The following is a 19,043-nucleotide window of genomic DNA, read 5'->3' on the forward strand; positions in this document are numbered from 1 at the left end:
CATCTAAAGAAATAAAAAAGCTTGTAGAAAAAACATCGTTTTCTCTACAAGCTGAGCTTACCCGACGGGGTAAGCTTTCTTTCTATTTAATCAGGATTCTTAAACTTCACCTTGATCACAGTACCGTCTTTTATTTCTTTGTCCTTCTTAACGCTTTGGCTCACAGCGTAACCTTGTCCACTCACTTCAATATGAATTCCTGCCAAATCGCCGTATTGAAGAACCTCTCTTCTCGACCAGCCTGTCATATCAGGCATCTTGATTTTGCCCCCCGTTTTCAGGAAGACCTTCTGATTGGTCAAAACTTCCTCACCCGCTTTTGGATATTGCTCTTTTACCGCAATATCACTTCCGATCACAATCGGTGTGAGGTTTTCGGCTTTCGCTTTCTTTTGAGCACCTGTTACAGTTTGATCTGTTAAGTCAGGCATCGCCTGCGCTTTCGTTTCTTCCTTATTTGAATCAGACGTTTCAGTCGGTTCAATGTTCAGATAATGCAAACTGTTTTTCATTGTCGGATTGAAAATTTCAGATACTGGATTAGAACCTGTTTCATCATTTTCTAATTGCGGCTGCTGCACTGCAACATAGATCAGCAGCTCAGGATCATCTTTAGGCGCCATTCCCATCACGGAAAATACGTAATTATCGCGTCCAGACAGATAACCATTTTGTCCGGCAATTTGCGCTGTTCCGGTTTTAACAGCCACATCAAAACCTTCAATTTTATATGGCTGTCCAGTACCGATATCAGATGTAACGACATCACCTAAAATATTACGAACCTTTTTAGCGGTATCCGCAGAAATCGGGGTACCGGCGGACTGAGGTTTATTTTGATAAATGGTTTTTTTCTTGTCAGGATCAACAATATGGTCTATGACATAGGGTTTCATCATTTTACCGTCATTTGCTATTGCAGTTGCAGCCTGCAGCTGTTGAATTGGTGTAACAGCAGAGGCTTGGCCATATGCAGTCGATGCTTTGTCAAACTCATATTTAAAATTCATTTTACTTGATACTTCACCCGGCAAGTCAATGCCTGTTTTTTGATAGAAATTGAACTTATGAAGATACTCATTAAACCGGGAATAGCCCAATTTTTCATTAGCCAGTTTGGCAAAAGCAACATTTGAAGACCTTACAACCCCGTCATGATACGTTGTTGGCCCCCAGCCTACACCATCATTATGGTCTTTTACAGGTTCTCCGCCAACTTTATATGTTCCGGACTTGTACTTTTCATTGCCGTTATACACATTCTCCTGTATCGCAGCTGCAAGTGTAAAGATCTTCATTGTCGACCCGGGCTCATACGCATATGAAATCAAATCGTTATAGTAATTCGTCACATCACGCGTATTCGGGTCAAAGCTTGGACGCTGACCCATCGCTAACACTTTGCCCGTTTTCGGATCAACAACTGCGGCCATGACTTTTTTCGGTTTATACTTTTCCGCCACTTTTGTCATACTGTCTTCTAAAAAGGTTTGAATTTTCTGATCAATGGTTAAATATACATTGTCACCATTTTTTGGCGCTGTAATTTTATTTTTGCTGTTCGGGAGCTCCCAGCCGGATTTGTCACTTTCATATGTTACGTATCCGTCCCGCTCCTTCAAATACTGATCCAGCACTTTTTCTAAGCCCATCGCGCCCGTAATTTCATTTGTTTTTTGGTCAACCTCGGCATAGCCGATTAAGTTGGACGCAAATATGCCGTTCGGATAGTACCGCTTTGTATCACGCAAAAATGAAATTCCCGGAAGTTTCAGCTTTTCGATTTTCTGTTTTTGGGAATAGGTAATATCCCGACCTGCTGATCCAAACTCAACTTGTTTTGCACCCTTCTTATTTAAGATATCAAGGATTTCAGCTTTGTCCAAATCTATCACTTTAGACAGTTCTTCCGCTGTTTTTTCCTTGTTCTGGACATGCTGCGGATGCTTTTTGTCAGTTGTCATTTTTTCATCAAGAACAGCGATCAGCTTATACGTAGCTGTATCCTCAGCAATCACTTTTCCATTTCTGTCTAAAATGGAGCCCCGGCTCGCTTCGATTGTCCGTTTCTTTTCATGCTGCTCTGTCGCTTTTGTCGCAAGCACTTCACCGTCGGCTTTTCCGGTTATTTGAATATATGCCATTCTCCCAAGGATGACAAAGAAAAAGAGAGCGAAACAAATACTTAGAATCGCCGCTCCTCTGTTCATAAATTTATTCTTTTTTGGCATTTGAATCATTCCTGTATGTTTTTCACTTTTTTATCTTTTAAATTCAAGCCGTTCTTTTTCGCAATATCCATAATGCGCTGCGGCTTGCTTAAATCAGCAACGCTTTTTTCGAGGTCACCAATCTGCTTGTTTTCGGAAGAAATTTGCTCCTCAAGCTTTTGCACCTCTATATTTGTTTGGTAAGCCGCATATGCCTTCGATACGATCAAAAGCGATACGCTCAGCACTGCCGCAGCGAAGAGGACGAGAAGCACCTTTTCTCCGAGTGTAATGGAAGCCCTTTTCTTGACAATCACTTTTTTCTCAGGACTGATCGCATGCCGTTGCTGTTTCTCTGGTTGATAAGCTAAATTGCTCATAGGCTGATGACCTCCTTTTAAGTTTGCGTTCGCGTATTGTTATTTTCTTTTTTCAGCAATTCGAAGCTTCGCAGAACGAGCACGATTGTTTTCTGCCAACTCTTCTTCAGATGCCGTGATCGGTTTTCTTGTGATAAGCTTGAGCTCCGGTTCAAACTCTTCCGGTATAACAGGAAGACCCGGAGGAAGTTCCGGAAGTGACGACTTCTCTTTAAACGTAGATTTACAAATTCTGTCCTCAAGTGAGTGGAAGGTAATCACTGATACCCTGCCCCCCGGCTTTAACACGTCAATCGCTTGCTCCAAAGCCTCTTCAAAAACCTTCAGTTCATCGTTCACAGCAATTCTGATTGCCTGAAACACGCGTTTTGCGGGATGTCCTCCGCTCCTTCTGGCCGGAGCGGGAATCGCGTCTTTTATTAGATCGACCAGTTGGCCCGTAGTTTGAATAGGAGATTTGCTTCTTGCCTCCTCAATTTTTCTGGCGATCTGTTTGCTGAACTTCTCTTCACCGTATTTAAAGAAAATACGGACAAGATCCTCATAGCGCCACTCATTTACGACCTCTTTCGCCGTAAGCGTGGCCGACTGGTCCATCCTCATGTCCAAAGGTGCGTCATGATGGTAACTGAATCCTCTTTCCGGTGTATCCAGCTGTGGGGAAGACACCCCTAAATCAAATAAAATACCGTCTACTTCAGTAATGCCGTGTTCATGTAAACATTCTTTTAAATACCTAAAGTTGCTTTTAATCAGAATAAGCTGTCCTTGATAATCGGACAACGCTTCTTCCGCATGCTGTAATGCCGTGTCATCTTGGTCAAAAGCGATTAAACGCCCTTTCTCTGATAACTGCTGTAATAAATATGTACTGTGCCCAGCTCCGCCGAGTGTGCAGTCTACATATGTACCGTCCGGTTTAATATTTAGGCCGTCAACGGTTTCACGAAGAAGTACTGTCTTGTGTTGAAACATTTGTGTTGGTCCCACCTTTTATCAGGATGAATTGAAATTGTTTTTAGAGTGTTATACACGAAGATTCATTATATATCAAACCCAATCATGTTTTCAGCAATTTCAGCGAATGAATCTTCTTGCTCTTCTGTGTATTGTTCCCAAATTACTTTACTCCACAATTCAATTCGATTCGAAACCCCGATAACAACACATTCTTTTTCCAGTTTAGCGTAATTCAATAGAGATGATGCGATATTCACCCTGCCCTGCTTGTCCAGTTCGCATTCTGTCGCACCTGAAAAGAAAAAACGGGTAAATGCGCGGGCATCTTTTTTTGTGAGAGGAAGAGCTTTTAGTTTCTCTTCAATCTGTTTCCACTCGTGCATAGGGTAACCGAAGAGACATTGATCAAGTCCTCTTGTCAGCACAAACTGCTCACCGAGGCCTTCTCTGAATTTAGCGGGTACGATCATGCGGCCTTTCGCATCGATTGTATGCTGGTATTCACCCATAAACATGATCTTTTGCCCCACTTTCTCTCCTTAACTCACCACTATCCACCACTTCTCTCCACAACTTCATTTTACACTGTTTATACATAAAAAAAAACCCTGAACTATTCAGGGTTCTTTAAAACTTTATTTCAAAGTTTGACAACTTGATGTTGATTTTGAAAAGAAAATGGCAGATTCTTGAATGATGTGAAGAATTTTGGACCGTACCTGTTTAAATAATACATGATATTCCAAATTCGCTCTTGCGGTGCGAGCAATGGTTTAATGCTATTTTGGATTCTCTCATAATCCCTTAAGACATAGCCTTCTTTTTCTTCAATTCGTTTTGTCACTGTACGCTCTAAAAACTGAAGCTGATCCTGAATAAACGCCGCGTTCTTCAGGAGCAAAGGCTCCATGCTCCGATCAACCTTAAGCGCCTCCTGCCGGACGGTTTTATGAATCGCTTCAATCTGGTTTTTCGCTTGCTCAATCACCGCGGTAAACTCTTCCGGAATCTGGTGTTCAAAGTATTTTTCTTTTTGGTTTTCCGTCCCGCCTTCTATCGCCTCTTGTAATGATATCTTTCGTTCAGCCAGTTTTTTCTCAATATGGCGCTCGACTATCGTGATGTTCAGCCTCGGCATAACAGGAGGCATTTTAAAGCCCATCACTGCAAAAGCCTGTTTAAGCTCACCCCAATAGTTGATTTCACCGGGGCCCGCGATAAATGCCAAGGTAGGAATCAAAAATTCCTGCATTAACGGTCTCGTTACAACATTATTGCTGAAGCGTTCAGGTTGTTCTTCTATATGCGTATAAAGTTCATCCATCGACCATGCCAGATCAAGCTCCTTAATCACAAAGCGGCCGTTGTCCTTCTCAATTAAAAAGCGTTCCTCTTCATATTCATAAAACAGATTTGCCTGCTCTTTTCCAGACTCGATAATCGGCTTGTAGCCCGCTTCGCGCATGAAGTCCTGCTGTTTAGAAACAGCGTGTGCAAGTTCATCATTGTCACGGAGGATCTTTTGGAACATGGCGGTTTCCAGCTTTTTAATTCCCGGGTCTCCGGAATTTAACAATACTAAGCCTTCCTCTTGAAACAGATCCGCAATCAGCTGTTCAAAGAAATCAGTAAACGTAACAGATTCCCTTAAACATCGTTTCACATGTTCTAGAAGTGTGTTCGTATGGTCTGTTTCTTCAAAAGCCGCAAACACATCGTCTATCCATGCGGAGCATTTTTCTTGGTCAAGCGGTGTGTTGGCGGCAGATGACTTTTTCCAGTAAGACTGCGGAAGCTTTTTCTTCACCGGACCGCTTTCTTCTAACGTATGGACAAAATTAATTTCATCCAAATCATGGTCTTCTCCGGCAACCCAAAAGATCGGTACAACAGGCACTTGCAGCTGTTCTTCCTTTTCCTTTGCTAAAACAATAATTGAGATGATTTTATGTATGGTGTAAAGCGGTCCTGTTAAAAGCCCTGCCTGCTGTCCGCCGACAACAGCAACACTTGACGGATCCTTCAGCTTCTCAATAGAATGCTGCATGGCGCTTGAGCCGAATTTGTTGTGATAAGAGGATAAATAGGCTGTCAATTCCTCTCTTGCGAAAACCCGCGAGGATAAATCTTTCAGTCTTTCTTGCCACATATCCTTATGATGAATGCTGTAATCAAAAAAAGAAGACATTTCTTCTTTACCATCTATATAGTGCTGTACAAACACATTCTGATTTTTGATGGAAAGTTCAGTTAGCTGCATCTTCTAGAACTTCCTTTCTCCAATAAATAGTTAGTTATCCGAAATGAGTATAGCATGTTACCAGAAAAGCTCAAAAGACTTTGTTTGGGTTTCGCTCCAAAGCTTTGATGCTGCCGTGTAAAAACGCAAGGTGAACAGCGTCGCGGCCTTGAAGCTGTGCTTCTTTCAGCAAATATCCGAGGATGGCGTCAGCCTCCGTCTGCCGTGCGGCGGTCACATCGACCAGCATGGAAGAGCGATTGTCTTTCGTTTGCTCACAAACTGCACGCACACGCTCCCAGGCCGCCTCTTCATCTTCCAGCCGCAAAATGCTGCACGCCTCTTGAAAAACGAGCTTCATATAAGAAAAATAAGCAGGCACAGTCAACAGCTCTCCATTTTTCACACGCAGCAGCGCAGTTAACGGATTGATGCAGGCGTTTACGATCAGCTTGCCCGTCAGCAGTCGATACCAATCCATCTCATAGCGAATTGGGAATTCGGAATGGTTATGCTGGAGCACCGCGTTCAGCCGATCTGGTTCAGCATGCTTGAATGCGCTCCATTTTATCGCACCAATACCTGTATGTTCAACTGCTGTATCCGATTTCCTTACAGCTCCGTGCTCAACAATCCCAACATAAACGGAATGGTCAGCCCCCCAGTCTTTAAGGCCGTGAATATGGCCCATACCGTTTTGCAAAAATAAAATATTTGTTTTTTTGATTCGTTCAAGCATCGGGAAAACAGTCCGAAGCTGATGCTGTTTCACTGTCACGACAAGAAGGTCAAAACATGAATCAATAGCTGTGCCCGCGCTGCAATGAGCATTGAACGCTTTTCCGGCTTTATAAAGCTGAATCCCTTCCGATTGAATCGCTGCGGCCTGTTCATCCCGCCTTGTCAAAACAGTCACCTCATGATCCAAAGATAAATAATAGGCACATAAAAGACCGACGGAGCCCCCGCCGATAATTCCAATTTTCATGATGTCACACCCAATTTAACATTTACGTATTATCATAGCAGAAGTATGAAAAAAATACTTCACAGAGATTTCAAAACCTTAAATTAAAGTTTAAATATTTGGATTTTTTAAATAAAGCGTTTACAATATATGTAGAGAACAACAAAGGGGGAGATTAATTTGATTAAAGTAGAACGTCTGCTCGTCAACTATAAAACGCTTGAAGAATTCAAGAAATTCAAAGAATACGGTATACAAGAACTCTCAATGCTTGAAGATCTTCAAGAAAATATCATTGAAAATAACAGCACTTCGCCTTTTTATGGGATTTATTTCGGGGATAAACTGGTAGCGCGAATGAGTCTGTATCAAGTCAATGGCAAATCAAATCCTTACTTCGACCAACACCAGGATTACTTAGAGCTTTGGAAGCTTGAGGTCCTTCCAGGTTATCAAAACAGGGGCTACGGTACAGCATTGGTTGAATTCGCCAAATCATTCAGAATGCCGATTCGAACAAATTCTCGGATTAAATCAGCAGAGTTTTTTAGTAAAATGAACTTTGAACCAGTCAAATATGACATGGCGCGGGACAAAGGGGAAAACCCGCTCATCTGGCATCCGGATATGGATGGCGAAATGACACCGGGTGAATCAGCATAGAAATGAAACAACCGGCCTTTGATGACTCTAGGGCCGGTTCATTTGAGGGTTCATTACGTTTCTTGAGCTGTTTTTTTCAGTCTCCCGTCTTCCTTCGAAACAACCATTTTTCTGGCTCGATCCATAATATCGATCAGTGCCTTATAGTCCTCTTCTGTCATCTCCAGCTGGTTTCTCAATGTTTGGTTTTCACTCCGTAAATCCTCAAGTTCTTTTTGCAGCGACTGAATTTGCTCCTTCATTTTTTCCTTTTCAACGTGGAATTCTTGCGCGGACGGCGCTTCTTTAAACTGCTCGAGAAACTCAATCACATCCTGAATGGACAAATCTCTTTTCCCCTCTGAAGCTGCCGGGGAAGCCTGCTTGACGGAATGCGGCATATTGACGGAATGAACCCCAATTTGTTTTCTTAGTTCTTTCCGCTGTTTTTTTGCCAGTTCTATGCCTGATTGGTATTGCTTTCTCACATAAGAGTTCCACCTGAATCCGCAGGCAGCGGCTGTTCTGGTCAGTGCCCTTCCGACCTCCTCAAAGGCAGAAAGCTGTGTTCCGCCCTCGCGAATATGACGAAGCACAACTTCTGCCAGCAGCAAATCCTCATCCTGTGTCCAAGCATCTTGTCTTGTAATGGTCAAATCAATCTCCCTCCATGTCAGCTTATTTATCTCATACATATGCCGGTAATAGATTAGATAGACTATTTGCACTCACAAATTTTCTGCAAACTGACAGGAAGAAAAAAAGAAAAAGCGCAGGGTTTTCACCCTGCGCTTTTCTTATTAGTTACTTTTTACATTTATGTCTTTGCCGTTGTATGATCCGCATGCTTTGCATACACGGTGAGACAATTTCATCTCTCCGCATGACGGACATTCTGTCATACCAGGTACATTAAGTTTGAAATGTGTACGGCGCAATCTTTTTTTCATTTTAGAAGTTCTTCTAAAAGGTACAGCCATTATTCCCACCTCCTTAAAGAGTTAAGATTCATCATCTTGTTTTAAGAGCTTTTCAAGGGCTGCAAGTCTCGGATCGACTTTGTTCTTCTTGTCTTCCTCTGAAATGACTTGCCAGTCCTTTCCTTCTTGAGGAGCAGCTCCTTTTTCTTGTTCAGATTCACAAAAGATTTGCATAGGGATTTCTAAAAGAATTTCTTCTTTCACGATCGGAGTTAAGTCGATAGTATCGTCCTCAACAGTGTGAACGTCATCATCTTCTATATCATCCGTCTGATGAAATATAAACAGTTCTTTTGTCGAAATTGTAAATGGATACGGAACATCAACGAGTGTTCTTGAGCATGGCAAAATCATTTCGCCTGAGATCGTAAAATCAAACGAAACCTGCTTAGATTTGATATCCGCTCTGCCTTTCACCCTTACAGGAGAAATGCGGCGAATGTCAGAATTCAGCTTTGTCAGCTCATGTAACTCAACTGTCTCATCAAACTCAAAACTCGGTTTTTTCATTTGATGCAACTGATAAATCGTCCATTTCATTTGTATCACCTCAGGAAAGCAACAAACATGATTATAGCTTTTAAGAATGTTTTTGTCAATATTTTTTCTTTACAGCATAATGCTGCCAGCCAAGCATCGTTGACAGCTGAATATACTATGCATACACTTAAATCAAAAAAGACGTAAGAGTTTTCAATTGCAAATGTACCATACGTTTTTAAACATAGCAAGAAAGGCGGAAAAAATATGAAAGCTGTCGGATTGGTGGTTGAGTATAATCCCTTTCATAACGGACATCTTTATCATGCCCAAACAGCCAAGCGGCAAACCGGATGTGACACGGCTGTTGCGGTGATGAGCGGACATTTTCTGCAGCGCGGGGAGCCTGCTGTTGTATCCAAATGGGCCCGCACAAAAATGGCGCTTCAAAGCGGGGTCGACCTCGTAATCGAACTGCCTTATCTTTACGCGGTGCAAAAAGCGGAGATTTTTGCACACGGCAGCGTCTCCACTTTGAACAAACTGGGATGCGAGGCACTGTTTTTCGGGAGTGAGAACGGACAAATTGAGCCGTTTTTAGAAACCGCAAAGGTAATGGATGAGCATAAAGATTCGTTTGATCAATGTATCAAAGAAGAGCTTAAAAAGGGTGCCAGTTATCCATCAGCTGCTGCTATCGCCTTCAAATCGATTTTACATACAGAAAACGGACTTGATATGTCGAAGCCGAACAATATTTTGGGGTACCATTATGTGAAATCGATTCTTTCCGGCGGATATGAAATGAAACCCTATACGACATCGAGAATCTCCTCGGATTATCATGATGCCGACCTTCCTGATGAAGACAGCCATATCGCCAGCGCAACCAGCATCAGAAAAGCCCTGATTGAAAAGTCTTTTGAAGACTGCGTTACGTTTCTTCCCGCAGCAGCTGCACGGGAATTAGCGAATTACCGCAAGTCTTTCGGGCTGTGGCATACACCAGAAAGCTATTTTTCTTACTTGAAATATAGTCTTTCGACTCTCACAGCCTTGGAATTACAGCACATATACGAGGTTGAGGAAGGGCTGGAGAACAGAATCCTCCGTTCAATCAGAAAAGCCAGCTCCTATCAGGAATTTATGGAGTTTCTGAAAACAAAGCGATATACGTGGACGAGGCTTCAGCGGATGAGTACACACATTTTAACGAGAACGAAAAAACAAGAGATTCACCGGCTGCTCAATGTCGAGGAGGTGCCTTATATCAGACTACTTGGGATGACGAAAAAAGGACAGGCCTTTTTATCAGAAAAGAAAAAGGAGCTGTCCGTTCCGCTTGTCAGCAAGCTGGCCTCCTTTTCCCACCCCGCTCTCGATCTGGATATTAAAGCAAGCAGAATCTACAGCCTTGCGATTGAAGAGCCCCTTAGAACCGAGTTTGATTTACAAGAATACGGACATGCCCCAATACGATATGACGAGGATGAACACCGTTTTTTGAGCATATAAAAAAAGCACCTGGATATTAGGTGCTTTTCGCTTTCAGCTTATTCAAATAATCAATCGCATCCTGCATCGTATCAACAGGCACGATCTTCATGTCCGAATCAATGTCTTTCGCTGTTTTTACTGCATTTTTGTAATCTGAATTACTTGCGCCGTTTTGATTCGGAGCAAAGAAAATGTCTTTGCCGGCTTTGTCTGCGGCGACGACTTTTTGATCAATGCCGCCGATCGGGCCTACTTTTCCGTCAACATCAATGGTACCGGTTCCCGCAATATCGTAGCCTTTTGTTTCGTCTGGTTTTGTCAGCTGATTATAGATTTCAAGCGACATCATTAATCCCGCTGACGGGCCGCCGATATTTTCGATTTCGAAATCAATATCGGGCTTTACCTTGACGTTTCTGTCCGTATACAGCGAAACTCCTATTCCGGCACGGCCAGGCTCATCAGGAAATTGTTTTAACGCAAGGGTGACCGTCTTTTCTTTTTCTTCTCTTTCGATTTTTAACTTTACTTTATCCCCGGCTTTTTTGCTGCTGATATAATCAATCAGCTTTTCAGCAGACTGATAGTTTTTTCCGTCCGCGCTGATGATTTTATCGCCGACTTCTATTTTCCCTTTCGCCGGCATGTTTTCGACAACTGAGCTTGCGTAGATGCCGTTAAAGGAATAGCTTACTTTTTTTCCTGCCTTTTGATATGCGGCGATGACGGCATTTTCCTGTGAGCTTTTCATCATTTGCAGCTGCCGTTTCATATATTCCTTATCTGATTCGCCTTCTTCCTTGATGCTTTCATCAGGAACAATTTCATAATAGGGGTGCATTTTAGCCCATGCGTATGTAAATGGATTAGCCGGTCCCACTTTGACAGTCATTAAGGACAGACTTCCTGTTTCCGAGTAGCCCCCCTCCACTTTTATCAGTGAGCCGAGCTCTGTCGCTTCTCCCGGTTTTGTAATATAGTATGGCAGTTTTATAAATGATACAACGGCAATCAGTATGAGGATGACAAGCATCCAGCTGAAATGTTTTTTACGTAGCAAGTTATTAGCCCTCCCAATTCACTATTTCTTTTTTTATCTGGCTGATCATTCGGTTTGTTGCCTCCTCGCCTGCCGATATCATTTCATCAATATTGGCAAACGAGCTGGAGCTGTATGTTTCAAGAGAAGGGCGAATCATGATATCAGCGGCAATCGTTTGATGTCGCACCAATTCATTTTGGAGTATATCCATACTTTGCATGATTACATCAAAAATATGCGCCGCCTTTTCGGTTTTCCGAACCCTGGAGACATCTGAAGCGATGATAATGTCAGCCCCCATATCTTTTACAACAGAAACCGGAATACGGTCGACCACCGCGCCGTCTACGAGAAGCCGTCCGTCCAGCTTCTGCGGAATAAAAATGCCTGGTATGCTGATGCTTGCCCGAACCGCATCTGACACAGATCCTTTGCGGAAAACAATCTTTTCTCCTGTCTGCAGATCACACGCGACAATTCCAAGAGGGATTTTGAGTTCCTCAATCGGTTTGCCGAATGTATAAGCATGCACGAGCTGCCTGACACGGTCACCTCTCAAAAAACCGAGTTTCGGTACCGTATAATCAGCATAGATCCGCCGTTTGAAAGCCTTGGCGACTTTTTTCATCGTTTCCACGTCATGCCCCGCGGCATAGAAGCTGCCGACCAAAGCGCCCATACTGCTCCCCGCAATCATATCCACATCAATTTGGTGCTTATGTAAACTGGAAAGCACGCCGAGATGAGCAAGTCCTCTGGCGCCTCCCGATCCTAACGCTAACCCGATTTTAGGTTTGGCCAACATGTTAACCTCCTGCCCGAATTCCCTGTATACGGAATTCTATGGTCTAAACTGAACCCCTATGCTCGTATATTAGTACAAAGGGTCAAGAGGACAGGTACTGCTTGGCCGTTTCGAGTCATACCATATTTTATCATGATATACATGTCATTGTGCATTTTTAGCGTCGGGGAGGTAAGAATGAACTTGTCGAAGATTCATACACTTTTGATTGCTGCGTTTTTTATTTTTTTAACAGCGACTGTCATCTCACATCCGCAGGCCTCATTCGAAGCCTCTAAAACCGGGCTGTCCATGTGGTGGGAGGTCGTATTTCCGTCTTTGCTGCCGTTTTTCATACTGTCTGAGCTATTAATCGGCTTTGGTATTGTAAGGTTTGTCGGTGTTCTGCTTGAGCCTTTTATGCGCCCTATTTTCCGCGTGCCGGGTGTCGGCGGCTTCGTTCTGGCCATGGGCATGGCATCAGGGAACCCCGCGGGCGCAAAACTGACGGCAAGGCTGCGGCAGGAAAAACAGATTTCAAGAGTAGAAGCAGAACGGCTTGCTTCCTTCACCAATTCATCCAACCCGCTCTTTATTTTTGGAGCTGTCGCCGTCGGCTTTTTTCAGAATGCGTCATTAGGTATTTTATTAGCATCTGCACACTATTTGGGTAATTTGGCTGTCGGTTTAACGATGCGCTCCTACGGGCGTAAAGAAGAGCGCCAGCTCATGAGAAATAAAACCATATCTTTGCCTTCTATCAAAGATGCTTTACATGCGCTTCACACCGCAAGGCTTGCGGAAAAACGGCCTTTAGGAAAAATTTTGGGCGACGCTGTAACCTCATCCGTTCAAACGCTTCTAATGGTAGGCGGCTTTATTATTTTGTTTTCTGTCTTTAATCGTTTGTTATCCGTCGTACAGCTGACCGATATTCTCTCTATTGTTACAAAAGGCGCACTGACCTTGTTTCAGCTTCCCGCTCAATTGGACATTCCTCTATTATCAGGAATGTTTGAAATCACATTAGGAAGCAAGCTTGTCAGCGAGACAGATGTCTCCCTTTTGCAAAAAGCTGTTGTTGTCAGCTTTATCCTCGGATTCAGCGGCTTTTCCGTTCAGGCTCAGGTGGCAGGCATTTTATCAGAGACGGACATCAGATTTAAACCATTCTTTATTGCACGTGTGCTGCAAGGCATTTATGCCGCCGTTTTTGTCATTCTGTTATGGAAACCTCTTTACACCGCGTGGAATGACCATGATCAGTACGTTTTTAAATCTCTAGATACAGGTGAGCTGCCGACAGCTCTTATCAGCGGATGGAATCTGCTTGTGGAGATTGGCCCTGCTGTCACGTTATGTGCACTGTTTACGTACATTTTCATTTTTTCTTACAGACTGACAAACGGTACAAAAAAAGGATGAGCTTAAAAACACTCATCCTTGCCTGAATTTTTTCTGAAGCGCCTTCTCGACTTCCGGCGGTACAAATTCTGACACCGCACCATTATACTTTGCCACTTCTTTTACTATGCTTGAGCTTAAGAAAGAATATTGGTTATTTGTCATCATAAAAAAGGTTTCAATTGATTCATCAAGCACACGGTTTACGGATGTTCCCTGCATCTCGTACTCAAAATCAGACACCGCTCTCAAGCCTCTTAAAATGGCTTTTGCATTTTTTCTTTTTGCATAATCAATTAACAGCCCTTGTGACGTTTCAACTGTTATGTTCGGAATGTCTTTTGTCACTTCTCTCAAAAGCTCACAGCGTTCTTCTACACTGAATAACGGCTTTTTTGAAGAATTGTTCAGTACACACACATACACTTGATCAAATATATTGGCCCCGCGTTTAATGATATCCAGATGCCCGTAGGTCACCGGATCAAAACTGCCGGGACAGACAGCTATACTCGTCACATCACAACCCCCTCTTTTTATAGATCGCCACCCCTGTCAGGCCGTAGGTTTCTTTTCTTGTTATCACTAGATCACCTACTGCTTCGGGAAGCTCGACGTCTTTGTCATGCTCTGCGACGATAAAGCCGCCATCCTCCAGCATTTGTTGTTCGTCTATCACACTTAAGAGCGCCTTCAGTTTTTGTTCCTTATACGGAGGATCAAGAAAAATCCCGTGAAAGCCCGCTTCTCTTTTCGCAGCTGCGTGCAAAGCACGTTCCGCATCATTACGGTACACATCTGCATATGCTGTAAGCTCTAATGTTTTCAAGTTCGATTTCACCGTTTGAATCGCTTTAAAATCACGGTCAACAAATACACAATGGTCAAACCCTCGTGAAAGCGCTTCAATACCAAGACCTCCGCTTCCTGCGAATAAGTCAAGCCCCCTGCCCCCATCAAAATAAGGGCCAATCATATTGAAAATGGATTCCTTCACTTTATCGGTTGTCGGTCTCGTTGATGTTCCCGGCACTGCCTTAAGTGAACGGCCTTTTTTTGATCCAGAAATTACTCTCATGTTCCACACCACTTTTTCTAAAAGCTATTTTGTTTCCTTGTTCGGCCGGACGCCGTTATGTATAAGAAAAAAACCAATCCTATCTTATCATAAAGCATTCTTTCAAACAATGAGCGCTAATCTTCATATACAAGTGTATAAGCGGAATGATCATTGTCCATACTATAAGCAACAGCATCCAGAGGATGTTGTTGCCAACCGCGGAGAAGACTTACGTTTCCCCATAAGTTCTTCCTCCGGTTTCTCCTCTCCCTTTGCCTTCTCCTTAACTTGTTAAGGAATAGAAGGACCCCGCAGAAACCTGCGGGGATTTTTTTATACAGCTATATTCCGATTTTATAATCATATTCTTTTGCTTTATCAAGCTTTGACTCAAATTCCAATTTTAAAAACGGTTTATATGAAGGCTCAACTTTCTTAACAAAAGAATAAGATGAGATCTTGTCCATTGTTTTTTCAATTTGGCCCATATCACAATACAGCACGACATATTTTAAGCGTTTTGACACATAATGCACATTTCCGAACTTTCTCAGCATTTTGCTTTGCTTTAAAGAATGAAGATACACAATCATGCCTTGGCGTCTATTCTCCAATACATTCACCTGCCTGATTTCTCTTATATGTAAAAGACGAGACGGCCAGTCTCGTCATGACACTTTGCATCCGCAGCCGCCGCCTGATCCGCAGCCGCCTCCGCATGAAGACAAACCGTCAAAATAAGGATTCCCAGTCGGAACTTTAATATGCTCTGATACAGCTGTCCCAATTTCAACGCTGATTTCATCAAGAATAGACTGCAGTTCCGTCTCCGCTTTTTTGAAGTCGGCCACCTTATCGTTCAGGTCGAGCTCCCGTTTGATCTCCCTCATTTTCCGGGATATTTCTCTATAGTCAGGATGATATTTGCCAAAACGCTGCACATCCTCATATTGCTCTTTTATTTTGATAAAAGAACGAATAATCCGCCCTGCCTCTTCATCTTCCTGGAGACGCTTGTAACAATTGCGGTAGTTCTCAGCCGTCTCCGACTGCAGAATCATCTCGGCAAGCTGCTGAGCTTCACTTTGAAGCCGCACGGATTCCATCGTCGCATACATAGCACGCACCTCCAGTTGTTAGTTTACCATGAAACCAGCCAATTGGAAAATGCTTAGCCGCCCTTAAAAATAGACTTGTAAAAGCCTCCCTAGTTTACACAATGAAAAAGACCCATTTTCGGGTCTTTTAATCTTTTGTCCGCATTGCCTGGAACATTTGCATCATCATTTGCGCCATTTGAATCCCGTTCGTAAATTGATTCACCCGATGCGGAATGGTTTTTTCGTAAAAATTCATCATCTCAAGCTGAAATGAAGCCAGATCATCCGGCTTTCTCGCCAGCCTCCGGTACCATATCGGCTGTTCTCTTAAGAATCGTTTTCGTTCTTTATCTGCTAAAATAAATTCCTGAACGTCTTTGCGCATATAAGCTCTCCTTTATTAATCCTTCCGAAAAGAAAAAGGATGCTGTCCGGGCCCTGGCTGAGATTGCTTTTGTCCGCTTCCGGAAAATGTGTTGAGAAGGCTTTGCAACGATGAGATCGACTGGCTCATTTTATTGATCTGTTCATTCATTTGATTGACATCCATCTTTTTCACAGCTGTAACCATTTTAGAAACAAAATCATTTTTTTCTGATGTTTCGGGTACCGCTTCTGCGGCTTCCTCCGGTTCTCTGTACGAGTCCCAAATGGGGTCTTTCTCTCCGAAAAGGACCCAATTTTCGTACACGTCCTGCCAGCTTCTTTGTTCTTTGCGCACTTCTTTGATCAGCTTGGGATGTTTTTTAACGAATTGTTTAAAGTCATTAATTGAATGATTGGCATGTTGATTCGCCACAATCCTCACCCCCTCCGAAAAATATACCTACTACAATGTATCGGTTTGTGAGCCATTGTGTTCGCCTAATATTCATCGAAAAATCATTTTCTCGTAAAACAAGAAGCGCAGATTAACAGAAGCTTCCTCCCCCGATAAAGCCGAGGCCTTAATTGTCCTGAAATCAAGATTCCTGCCCTTTGCAATGTTTGGGATGCCGCATTCCAAAGCCCGTCAGAACAAGATCCCTAATCGGCCCCGGCGGTCTTAAAGTCTCCACATCAAAAAAGAGCTGGACTGATCCAGCTTCAGCTTCTTAAAGTTCATTTTTTTGGTAATGTCACTCACAGTATCATTGAGAAAGCTTCGTCTGCTGCAATCGCCTTGTTCTAAAGCCTTTGCAGAAACAATAAAAAGCCGCAGGACCTGTCGTCCGCGGCTGATTTCAGCGTTTAATAAAGTTTTGAGTGTAATACTTCCGGTCTACACCAACGCCAAGGTGCGTGTAGTCTGAATGCAGAAGCGCTTTTCGATGGCCTTCACTATTCAGCCAGCCTTCTACAGCAGCCGGACCGTCCACATAATTGTACGCGATATTTTCTCCCGCTTGCTCAAAGTCGACATCCCCTTTTTCTAAGCGGTCCTTCAGCGTGCCGTATTTCTTCGATACATGGGAGAAATAGTTGTTTTCTTTCATGTCCTCACTGTGGCCAAAAGCCACTTCGGCCGTCGGCTGATCCCACTCAAGCTTAGCTAACCCATGTTTGACACGAATGACATTGGTCAAATCGAGTATTTGCTTTTCACTCGTTGATTGGATCTCTTTCCACTTATCTTCCGTAACGGTTTGCGGTTCTACTAACTCACCGCGGTACACTACCTCATAAGGTCTTTGCTTGACAAAGGTTTGCGCATCAAACGCCCTGATGCTGGATAGCTTCCCTTCAAATTTGTCCATATACAGCTGGACGTACATCTTCCCTACTTTTACAGTCGGTCTGGTGTTGATGTCCTCTTCAGAAAACTCAAACCGATAGGAATTTCCTTTATACTCTACATTTACAAACGGAGCCACCTGGGTTGTCTTAAATACTTCTCCCGTTGACTCACCGATTTTGAAGGGCTTTGCGTTAATATCATTTCCCGCCGCAAATAATGTGACCACTTTATTGTGCAGCATCCCGATTTGCACATACTGGTCTTTTCCCTGATTGTAAACCCACCATTCGTAATCATAAGCCGAGGGGTCAATACGTTCCGGTTCCCCAAGTTTTTTCTTTACATCGTCGGCGGATTTGCCCATAAAGGACAATAATCCCGAAGTCGGCATATGTATTCGTTTGCCGCTTGCCGCTTCCTCGTTAGAGACTTGAGGCTCGCTGTCATTTGATTTTTTTTCAGGAACAGCCCCATATTGAATAAACAGAACATAAGTTCCGCAAATAATCAAGAGGATAACCATGGCTCTTAATATATTTTTCAATCTATCACCCCCGTGATGTGAATTGCATGTCTTGCCTTATTTTTCATTACAATACAGCCTATTTAACATGTCAAAGATTTATGTGTTAATGCAAAAAGCCTTGCTCTCTGTTTTCGTCCTCTGAAATATCTGATAAAGCACTGCCGGCACGTTCATTTGTTTGTTCAGATAAGGATAGATCGCCAAGCGTGACAATACCAGTCAGCTTGTTGTTTTTGGTTACAGGTATGCGTCTGAGCTGATGGGATGCCATTAAATGAAGAACCTCATCAACTGGCGCGTCCTCTTCCACACTGACAGGTTTTTCAGTCATAGCGTCAGTGATTTTTTGTGAGTTCGGCCTTTTTGAGGCGATGCCTCTTAACACCAGATCACGATCAGTTACGATGCCGACCAGTGTTTCTCCATCCTCATCAACTACCGGAATGGCTCCTACATCCGCGTCTTTCATCTTTACCGCAGCTTCATATACATTATCTAATACCGTGCAATATTGCAAGTCAGCTGTCATCAGATCTTTTATTTTTGTCATCCGTAAAACCTCCTTTTATCTAGTGATATTTTCGTCAAATTTTCATTTTTGCATACTTTCAAAAGAAGAAGATTCATTGAAAGTTTAACGCTTTCATACTATGATTGTCAGGAAAGGTAATTTTTATAAGGAGGGGTCAGTGTTGAAGTTTACTGATAGCGGACTTGAAGGGGTAAAGGCTGAGCTCAGCCTCTTGGACGATTTGATGGAAAGCAAGGGACTCATCAGAGCCGGTCAATGGGATTATGAAAGAGTGACCTATGACAGAAAGTTTTCGACGATTGAGGGAACGTTTTACCTGCGGGTTCAAGGCATTGCGACAGAGGGCGATGTCGGAAGCGGCCGCGCCGTTATTCAATTAATGCCCCCTCTATTAGGAAAACACTATTACCCGCACGGAGTGGAATATGGAGAAACAGAAGAATTCCCAGTGCAGGTTGTGACCAAAAGCAAGGCACTCATCCAGGACATCTCCGACATGCTGAAAACAGTTCAAATGTAATAA

At 43.1% G+C, this 19,043-nt stretch carries 23 protein-coding genes and 1 pseudogene; 5 read left to right on the top strand and 19 right to left on the bottom strand.

Annotated features, from left to right (window positions below; translation table 11 throughout):
• Window positions 1-86: 86 nt before the first annotated feature.
• From pbpB to LNN34_RS07950, 6 genes are all read right to left on the bottom strand, one after another.
• Window positions 87-2,240 carry a penicillin-binding protein 2B gene (gene pbpB / locus LNN34_RS07925; protein WP_229043074.1) on the bottom strand — a complete coding sequence of 718 codons (2,154 nt, stop codon included), beginning with the start codon at window positions 2,238-2,240 and terminating at the stop codon, window positions 87-89.
• Window positions 2,237-2,590 (bottom strand): cell division protein FtsL, encoded by a 354-nt coding sequence (ftsL, locus tag LNN34_RS07930; RefSeq protein WP_003232200.1) that lies wholly within the window; start codon window positions 2,588-2,590, stop codon window positions 2,237-2,239. Before ftsL ends, pbpB begins: the two co-directional genes overlap by 4 nt.
• A gap of 39 nt (window positions 2,591-2,629) precedes the next feature.
• The gene (gene rsmH, locus LNN34_RS07935) at window positions 2,630-3,565 is read right to left on the bottom strand and encodes a 16S rRNA (cytosine(1402)-N(4))-methyltransferase RsmH (protein WP_044155985.1); all 936 of its coding nucleotides are present in this window, start codon (window positions 3,563-3,565) and stop codon (window positions 2,630-2,632) included.
• A 68-nt stretch (window positions 3,566-3,633) separates the two neighbouring features.
• Window positions 3,634-4,065: a division/cell wall cluster transcriptional repressor MraZ gene (gene mraZ, locus LNN34_RS07940; RefSeq protein WP_003221402.1), complete on the bottom strand. Its 432-nt coding sequence runs from the start codon at window positions 4,063-4,065 to the stop codon at window positions 3,634-3,636.
• 125 nt (window positions 4,066-4,190) lie between these two features.
• Window positions 4,191-5,810 (bottom strand): bacillithiol biosynthesis cysteine-adding enzyme BshC, encoded by a 1,620-nt coding sequence (bshC, locus tag LNN34_RS07945; RefSeq protein WP_229043075.1) that lies wholly within the window; start codon window positions 5,808-5,810, stop codon window positions 4,191-4,193.
• Between the two features lie 70 nt (window positions 5,811-5,880).
• Window positions 5,881-6,777, bottom strand: a complete 897-nt coding sequence (locus tag LNN34_RS07950) for a 2-dehydropantoate 2-reductase (protein ID WP_193660487.1) — start codon at window positions 6,775-6,777, stop codon at window positions 5,881-5,883.
• 159 nt (window positions 6,778-6,936) lie between these two features.
• Between LNN34_RS07950 and LNN34_RS07955 the strand changes: the two genes are divergently transcribed.
• On the top strand, window positions 6,937-7,419 hold the full coding sequence (locus LNN34_RS07955) for an N-acetyltransferase (RefSeq protein WP_044155988.1): 483 nt from the start codon (window positions 6,937-6,939) through the stop codon (window positions 7,417-7,419).
• A 53-nt stretch (window positions 7,420-7,472) separates the two neighbouring features.
• Here LNN34_RS07955 and gerR read toward each other — a convergent pair whose 3' ends face one another.
• The 3 genes from gerR to LNN34_RS07970 all read right to left on the bottom strand — a co-directional run bounded on the left by gerR (window position 7,473) and on the right by LNN34_RS07970 (window position 8,918).
• Entirely contained in the window at window positions 7,473-8,054 is a 582-nt protein-coding gene (gene gerR / locus LNN34_RS07960) for a sporulation-specific transcriptional regulator GerR (RefSeq protein ID WP_044155989.1), read from the bottom strand.
• 144 nt (window positions 8,055-8,198) lie between these two features.
• Window positions 8,199-8,378 carry a 50S ribosomal protein L32 gene (rpmF, locus tag LNN34_RS07965; RefSeq protein ID WP_003154457.1) on the bottom strand — a complete coding sequence of 60 codons (180 nt, stop codon included), beginning with the start codon at window positions 8,376-8,378 and terminating at the stop codon, window positions 8,199-8,201.
• 21 nt (window positions 8,379-8,399) lie between these two features.
• The gene (locus tag LNN34_RS07970) at window positions 8,400-8,918 is read right to left on the bottom strand and encodes a YceD family protein (protein WP_024121301.1); all 519 of its coding nucleotides are present in this window, start codon (window positions 8,916-8,918) and stop codon (window positions 8,400-8,402) included.
• A gap of 27 nt (window positions 8,919-8,945) precedes the next feature.
• On the opposite strand from LNN34_RS07970, the pseudogene LNN34_RS07975 reads away from it, so the two are divergent.
• Both LNN34_RS07975 and LNN34_RS07980 read left to right on the top strand, forming a co-directional pair.
• A pseudogene (locus LNN34_RS07975) lies at window positions 8,946-9,129 on the top strand (hypothetical protein).
• Entirely contained in the window at window positions 9,126-10,373 is a 1,248-nt protein-coding gene (locus LNN34_RS07980; protein ID WP_059292832.1) for a nucleotidyltransferase, read from the top strand. Before LNN34_RS07975 ends, LNN34_RS07980 begins: the two are co-directional and overlap by 4 nt.
• 16 nt (window positions 10,374-10,389) lie before the next feature.
• Here LNN34_RS07980 and ddcP read toward each other — a convergent pair whose 3' ends face one another.
• Complete coding sequence (ddcP, locus tag LNN34_RS07985) at window positions 10,390-11,415, bottom strand: protease DdcP (protein WP_044155992.1); 1,026 nt, start codon at window positions 11,413-11,415, stop codon at window positions 10,390-10,392.
• 4 nt (window positions 11,416-11,419) lie between these two features.
• Window positions 11,420-12,199 carry a patatin-like phospholipase family protein gene (locus tag LNN34_RS07990; RefSeq protein ID WP_059293201.1) on the bottom strand — a complete coding sequence of 260 codons (780 nt, stop codon included), beginning with the start codon at window positions 12,197-12,199 and terminating at the stop codon, window positions 11,420-11,422.
• Window positions 12,200-12,379: 180 nt separating this feature from the next.
• On the opposite strand from LNN34_RS07990, the gene ylbJ reads away from it, so the two are divergent.
• A complete protein-coding gene (gene ylbJ, locus LNN34_RS07995; protein WP_044155993.1) occupies window positions 12,380-13,606 on the top strand; it encodes a sporulation integral membrane protein YlbJ in 1,227 nt (408 codons plus the stop codon).
• A gap of 12 nt (window positions 13,607-13,618) precedes the next feature.
• Here ylbJ and coaD read toward each other — a convergent pair whose 3' ends face one another.
• From coaD to LNN34_RS08035, 8 genes are all read right to left on the bottom strand, one after another.
• Window positions 13,619-14,104, bottom strand: coding sequence for a pantetheine-phosphate adenylyltransferase (coaD, locus tag LNN34_RS08000; protein WP_229043076.1), 486 nt, complete (start codon window positions 14,102-14,104; stop codon window positions 13,619-13,621).
• 1 nt (window position 14,105) lies between these two features.
• The gene (gene rsmD / locus LNN34_RS08005) at window positions 14,106-14,663 is read right to left on the bottom strand and encodes a 16S rRNA (guanine(966)-N(2))-methyltransferase RsmD (RefSeq protein WP_024121294.1); all 558 of its coding nucleotides are present in this window, start codon (window positions 14,661-14,663) and stop codon (window positions 14,106-14,108) included.
• Between the two features lie 323 nt (window positions 14,664-14,986).
• The gene (locus LNN34_RS08010) at window positions 14,987-15,259 is read right to left on the bottom strand and encodes a YlbG family protein (RefSeq protein ID WP_024121293.1); all 273 of its coding nucleotides are present in this window, start codon (window positions 15,257-15,259) and stop codon (window positions 14,987-14,989) included.
• Between the two features lie 54 nt (window positions 15,260-15,313).
• Window positions 15,314-15,763, bottom strand: coding sequence for a regulatory iron-sulfur-containing complex subunit RicF (gene ricF / locus LNN34_RS08015; protein WP_010334140.1), 450 nt, complete (start codon window positions 15,761-15,763; stop codon window positions 15,314-15,316).
• Between the two features lie 127 nt (window positions 15,764-15,890).
• Window positions 15,891-16,130 (bottom strand): YlbE-like family protein, encoded by a 240-nt coding sequence (locus LNN34_RS08020; RefSeq protein ID WP_024121292.1) that lies wholly within the window; start codon window positions 16,128-16,130, stop codon window positions 15,891-15,893.
• 15 nt (window positions 16,131-16,145) lie between these two features.
• Window positions 16,146-16,544, bottom strand: a complete 399-nt coding sequence (locus LNN34_RS08025; RefSeq protein ID WP_059335844.1) for a YlbD family protein — start codon at window positions 16,542-16,544, stop codon at window positions 16,146-16,148.
• Window positions 16,545-16,968: 424 nt separating this feature from the next.
• Window positions 16,969-18,006, bottom strand: coding sequence for a CAP domain-containing protein (locus LNN34_RS08030; protein WP_024121290.1), 1,038 nt, complete (start codon window positions 18,004-18,006; stop codon window positions 16,969-16,971).
• A gap of 85 nt (window positions 18,007-18,091) precedes the next feature.
• A complete protein-coding gene (locus tag LNN34_RS08035; protein WP_010334136.1) occupies window positions 18,092-18,538 on the bottom strand; it encodes a CBS domain-containing protein in 447 nt (148 codons plus the stop codon).
• A 139-nt stretch (window positions 18,539-18,677) separates the two neighbouring features.
• Here LNN34_RS08035 and LNN34_RS08040 point away from each other — a divergent pair, with 139 nt between their 5' ends.
• Window positions 18,678-19,040 (top strand): YugN family protein, encoded by a 363-nt coding sequence (locus tag LNN34_RS08040; RefSeq protein ID WP_081638298.1) that lies wholly within the window; start codon window positions 18,678-18,680, stop codon window positions 19,038-19,040.
• Window positions 19,041-19,043: the final 3 nt, after the last annotated feature.

Origin of the sequence: Bacillus sp. AF23, from assembly GCF_020861455.1 — a bacterium.
GTDB classification, from domain to species: domain Bacteria; phylum Bacillota; class Bacilli; order Bacillales; family Bacillaceae; genus Bacillus; species Bacillus halotolerans.

What these genes read in the sequence shown, in the direction of transcription:
- pbpB (WP_229043074.1), bottom strand. Translation starts at nt 2,240, where the DNA reads ATGATTCAAATGCCAAAAAAGAATAAATTTATGAACAGAGGAGCGGCG.
- ftsL (WP_003232200.1), bottom strand. Translation starts at nt 2,590, where the DNA reads ATGAGCAATTTAGCTTATCAACCAGAGAAACAGCAACGGCATGCGATC.
- rsmH (WP_044155985.1), bottom strand. Translation starts at nt 3,565, where the DNA reads ATGTTTCAACACAAGACAGTACTTCTTCGTGAAACCGTTGACGGCCTA.
- mraZ (WP_003221402.1), bottom strand. Translation starts at nt 4,065, where the DNA reads ATGTTTATGGGTGAATACCAGCATACAATCGATGCGAAAGGCCGCATG.
- bshC (WP_229043075.1), bottom strand. Translation starts at nt 5,810, where the DNA reads ATGCAGCTAACTGAACTTTCCATCAAAAATCAGAATGTGTTTGTACAG.
- LNN34_RS07950 (WP_193660487.1), bottom strand. Translation starts at nt 6,777, where the DNA reads ATGAAAATTGGAATTATCGGCGGGGGCTCCGTCGGTCTTTTATGTGCC.
- rpmF (WP_003154457.1), bottom strand. Translation starts at nt 8,378, where the DNA reads ATGGCTGTACCTTTTAGAAGAACTTCTAAAATGAAAAAAAGATTGCGC.
- LNN34_RS07970 (WP_024121301.1), bottom strand. Translation starts at nt 8,918, where the DNA reads ATGAAATGGACGATTTATCAGTTGCATCAAATGAAAAAACCGAGTTTT.
- LNN34_RS07980 (WP_059292832.1), top strand. Translation starts at nt 9,126, where the DNA reads ATGAAAGCTGTCGGATTGGTGGTTGAGTATAATCCCTTTCATAACGGA.
- ylbJ (WP_044155993.1), top strand. Translation starts at nt 12,380, where the DNA reads ATGAACTTGTCGAAGATTCATACACTTTTGATTGCTGCGTTTTTTATT.
- rsmD (WP_024121294.1), bottom strand. Translation starts at nt 14,663, where the DNA reads ATGAGAGTAATTTCTGGATCAAAAAAAGGCCGTTCACTTAAGGCAGTG.
- ricF (WP_010334140.1), bottom strand. Translation starts at nt 15,763, where the DNA reads ATGTATGCGACGATGGAATCCGTGCGGCTTCAAAGTGAAGCTCAGCAG.
- LNN34_RS08020 (WP_024121292.1), bottom strand. Translation starts at nt 16,130, where the DNA reads ATGCGCAAAGACGTTCAGGAATTTATTTTAGCAGATAAAGAACGAAAA.
- LNN34_RS08035 (WP_010334136.1), bottom strand. Translation starts at nt 18,538, where the DNA reads ATGACAAAAATAAAAGATCTGATGACAGCTGACTTGCAATATTGCACG.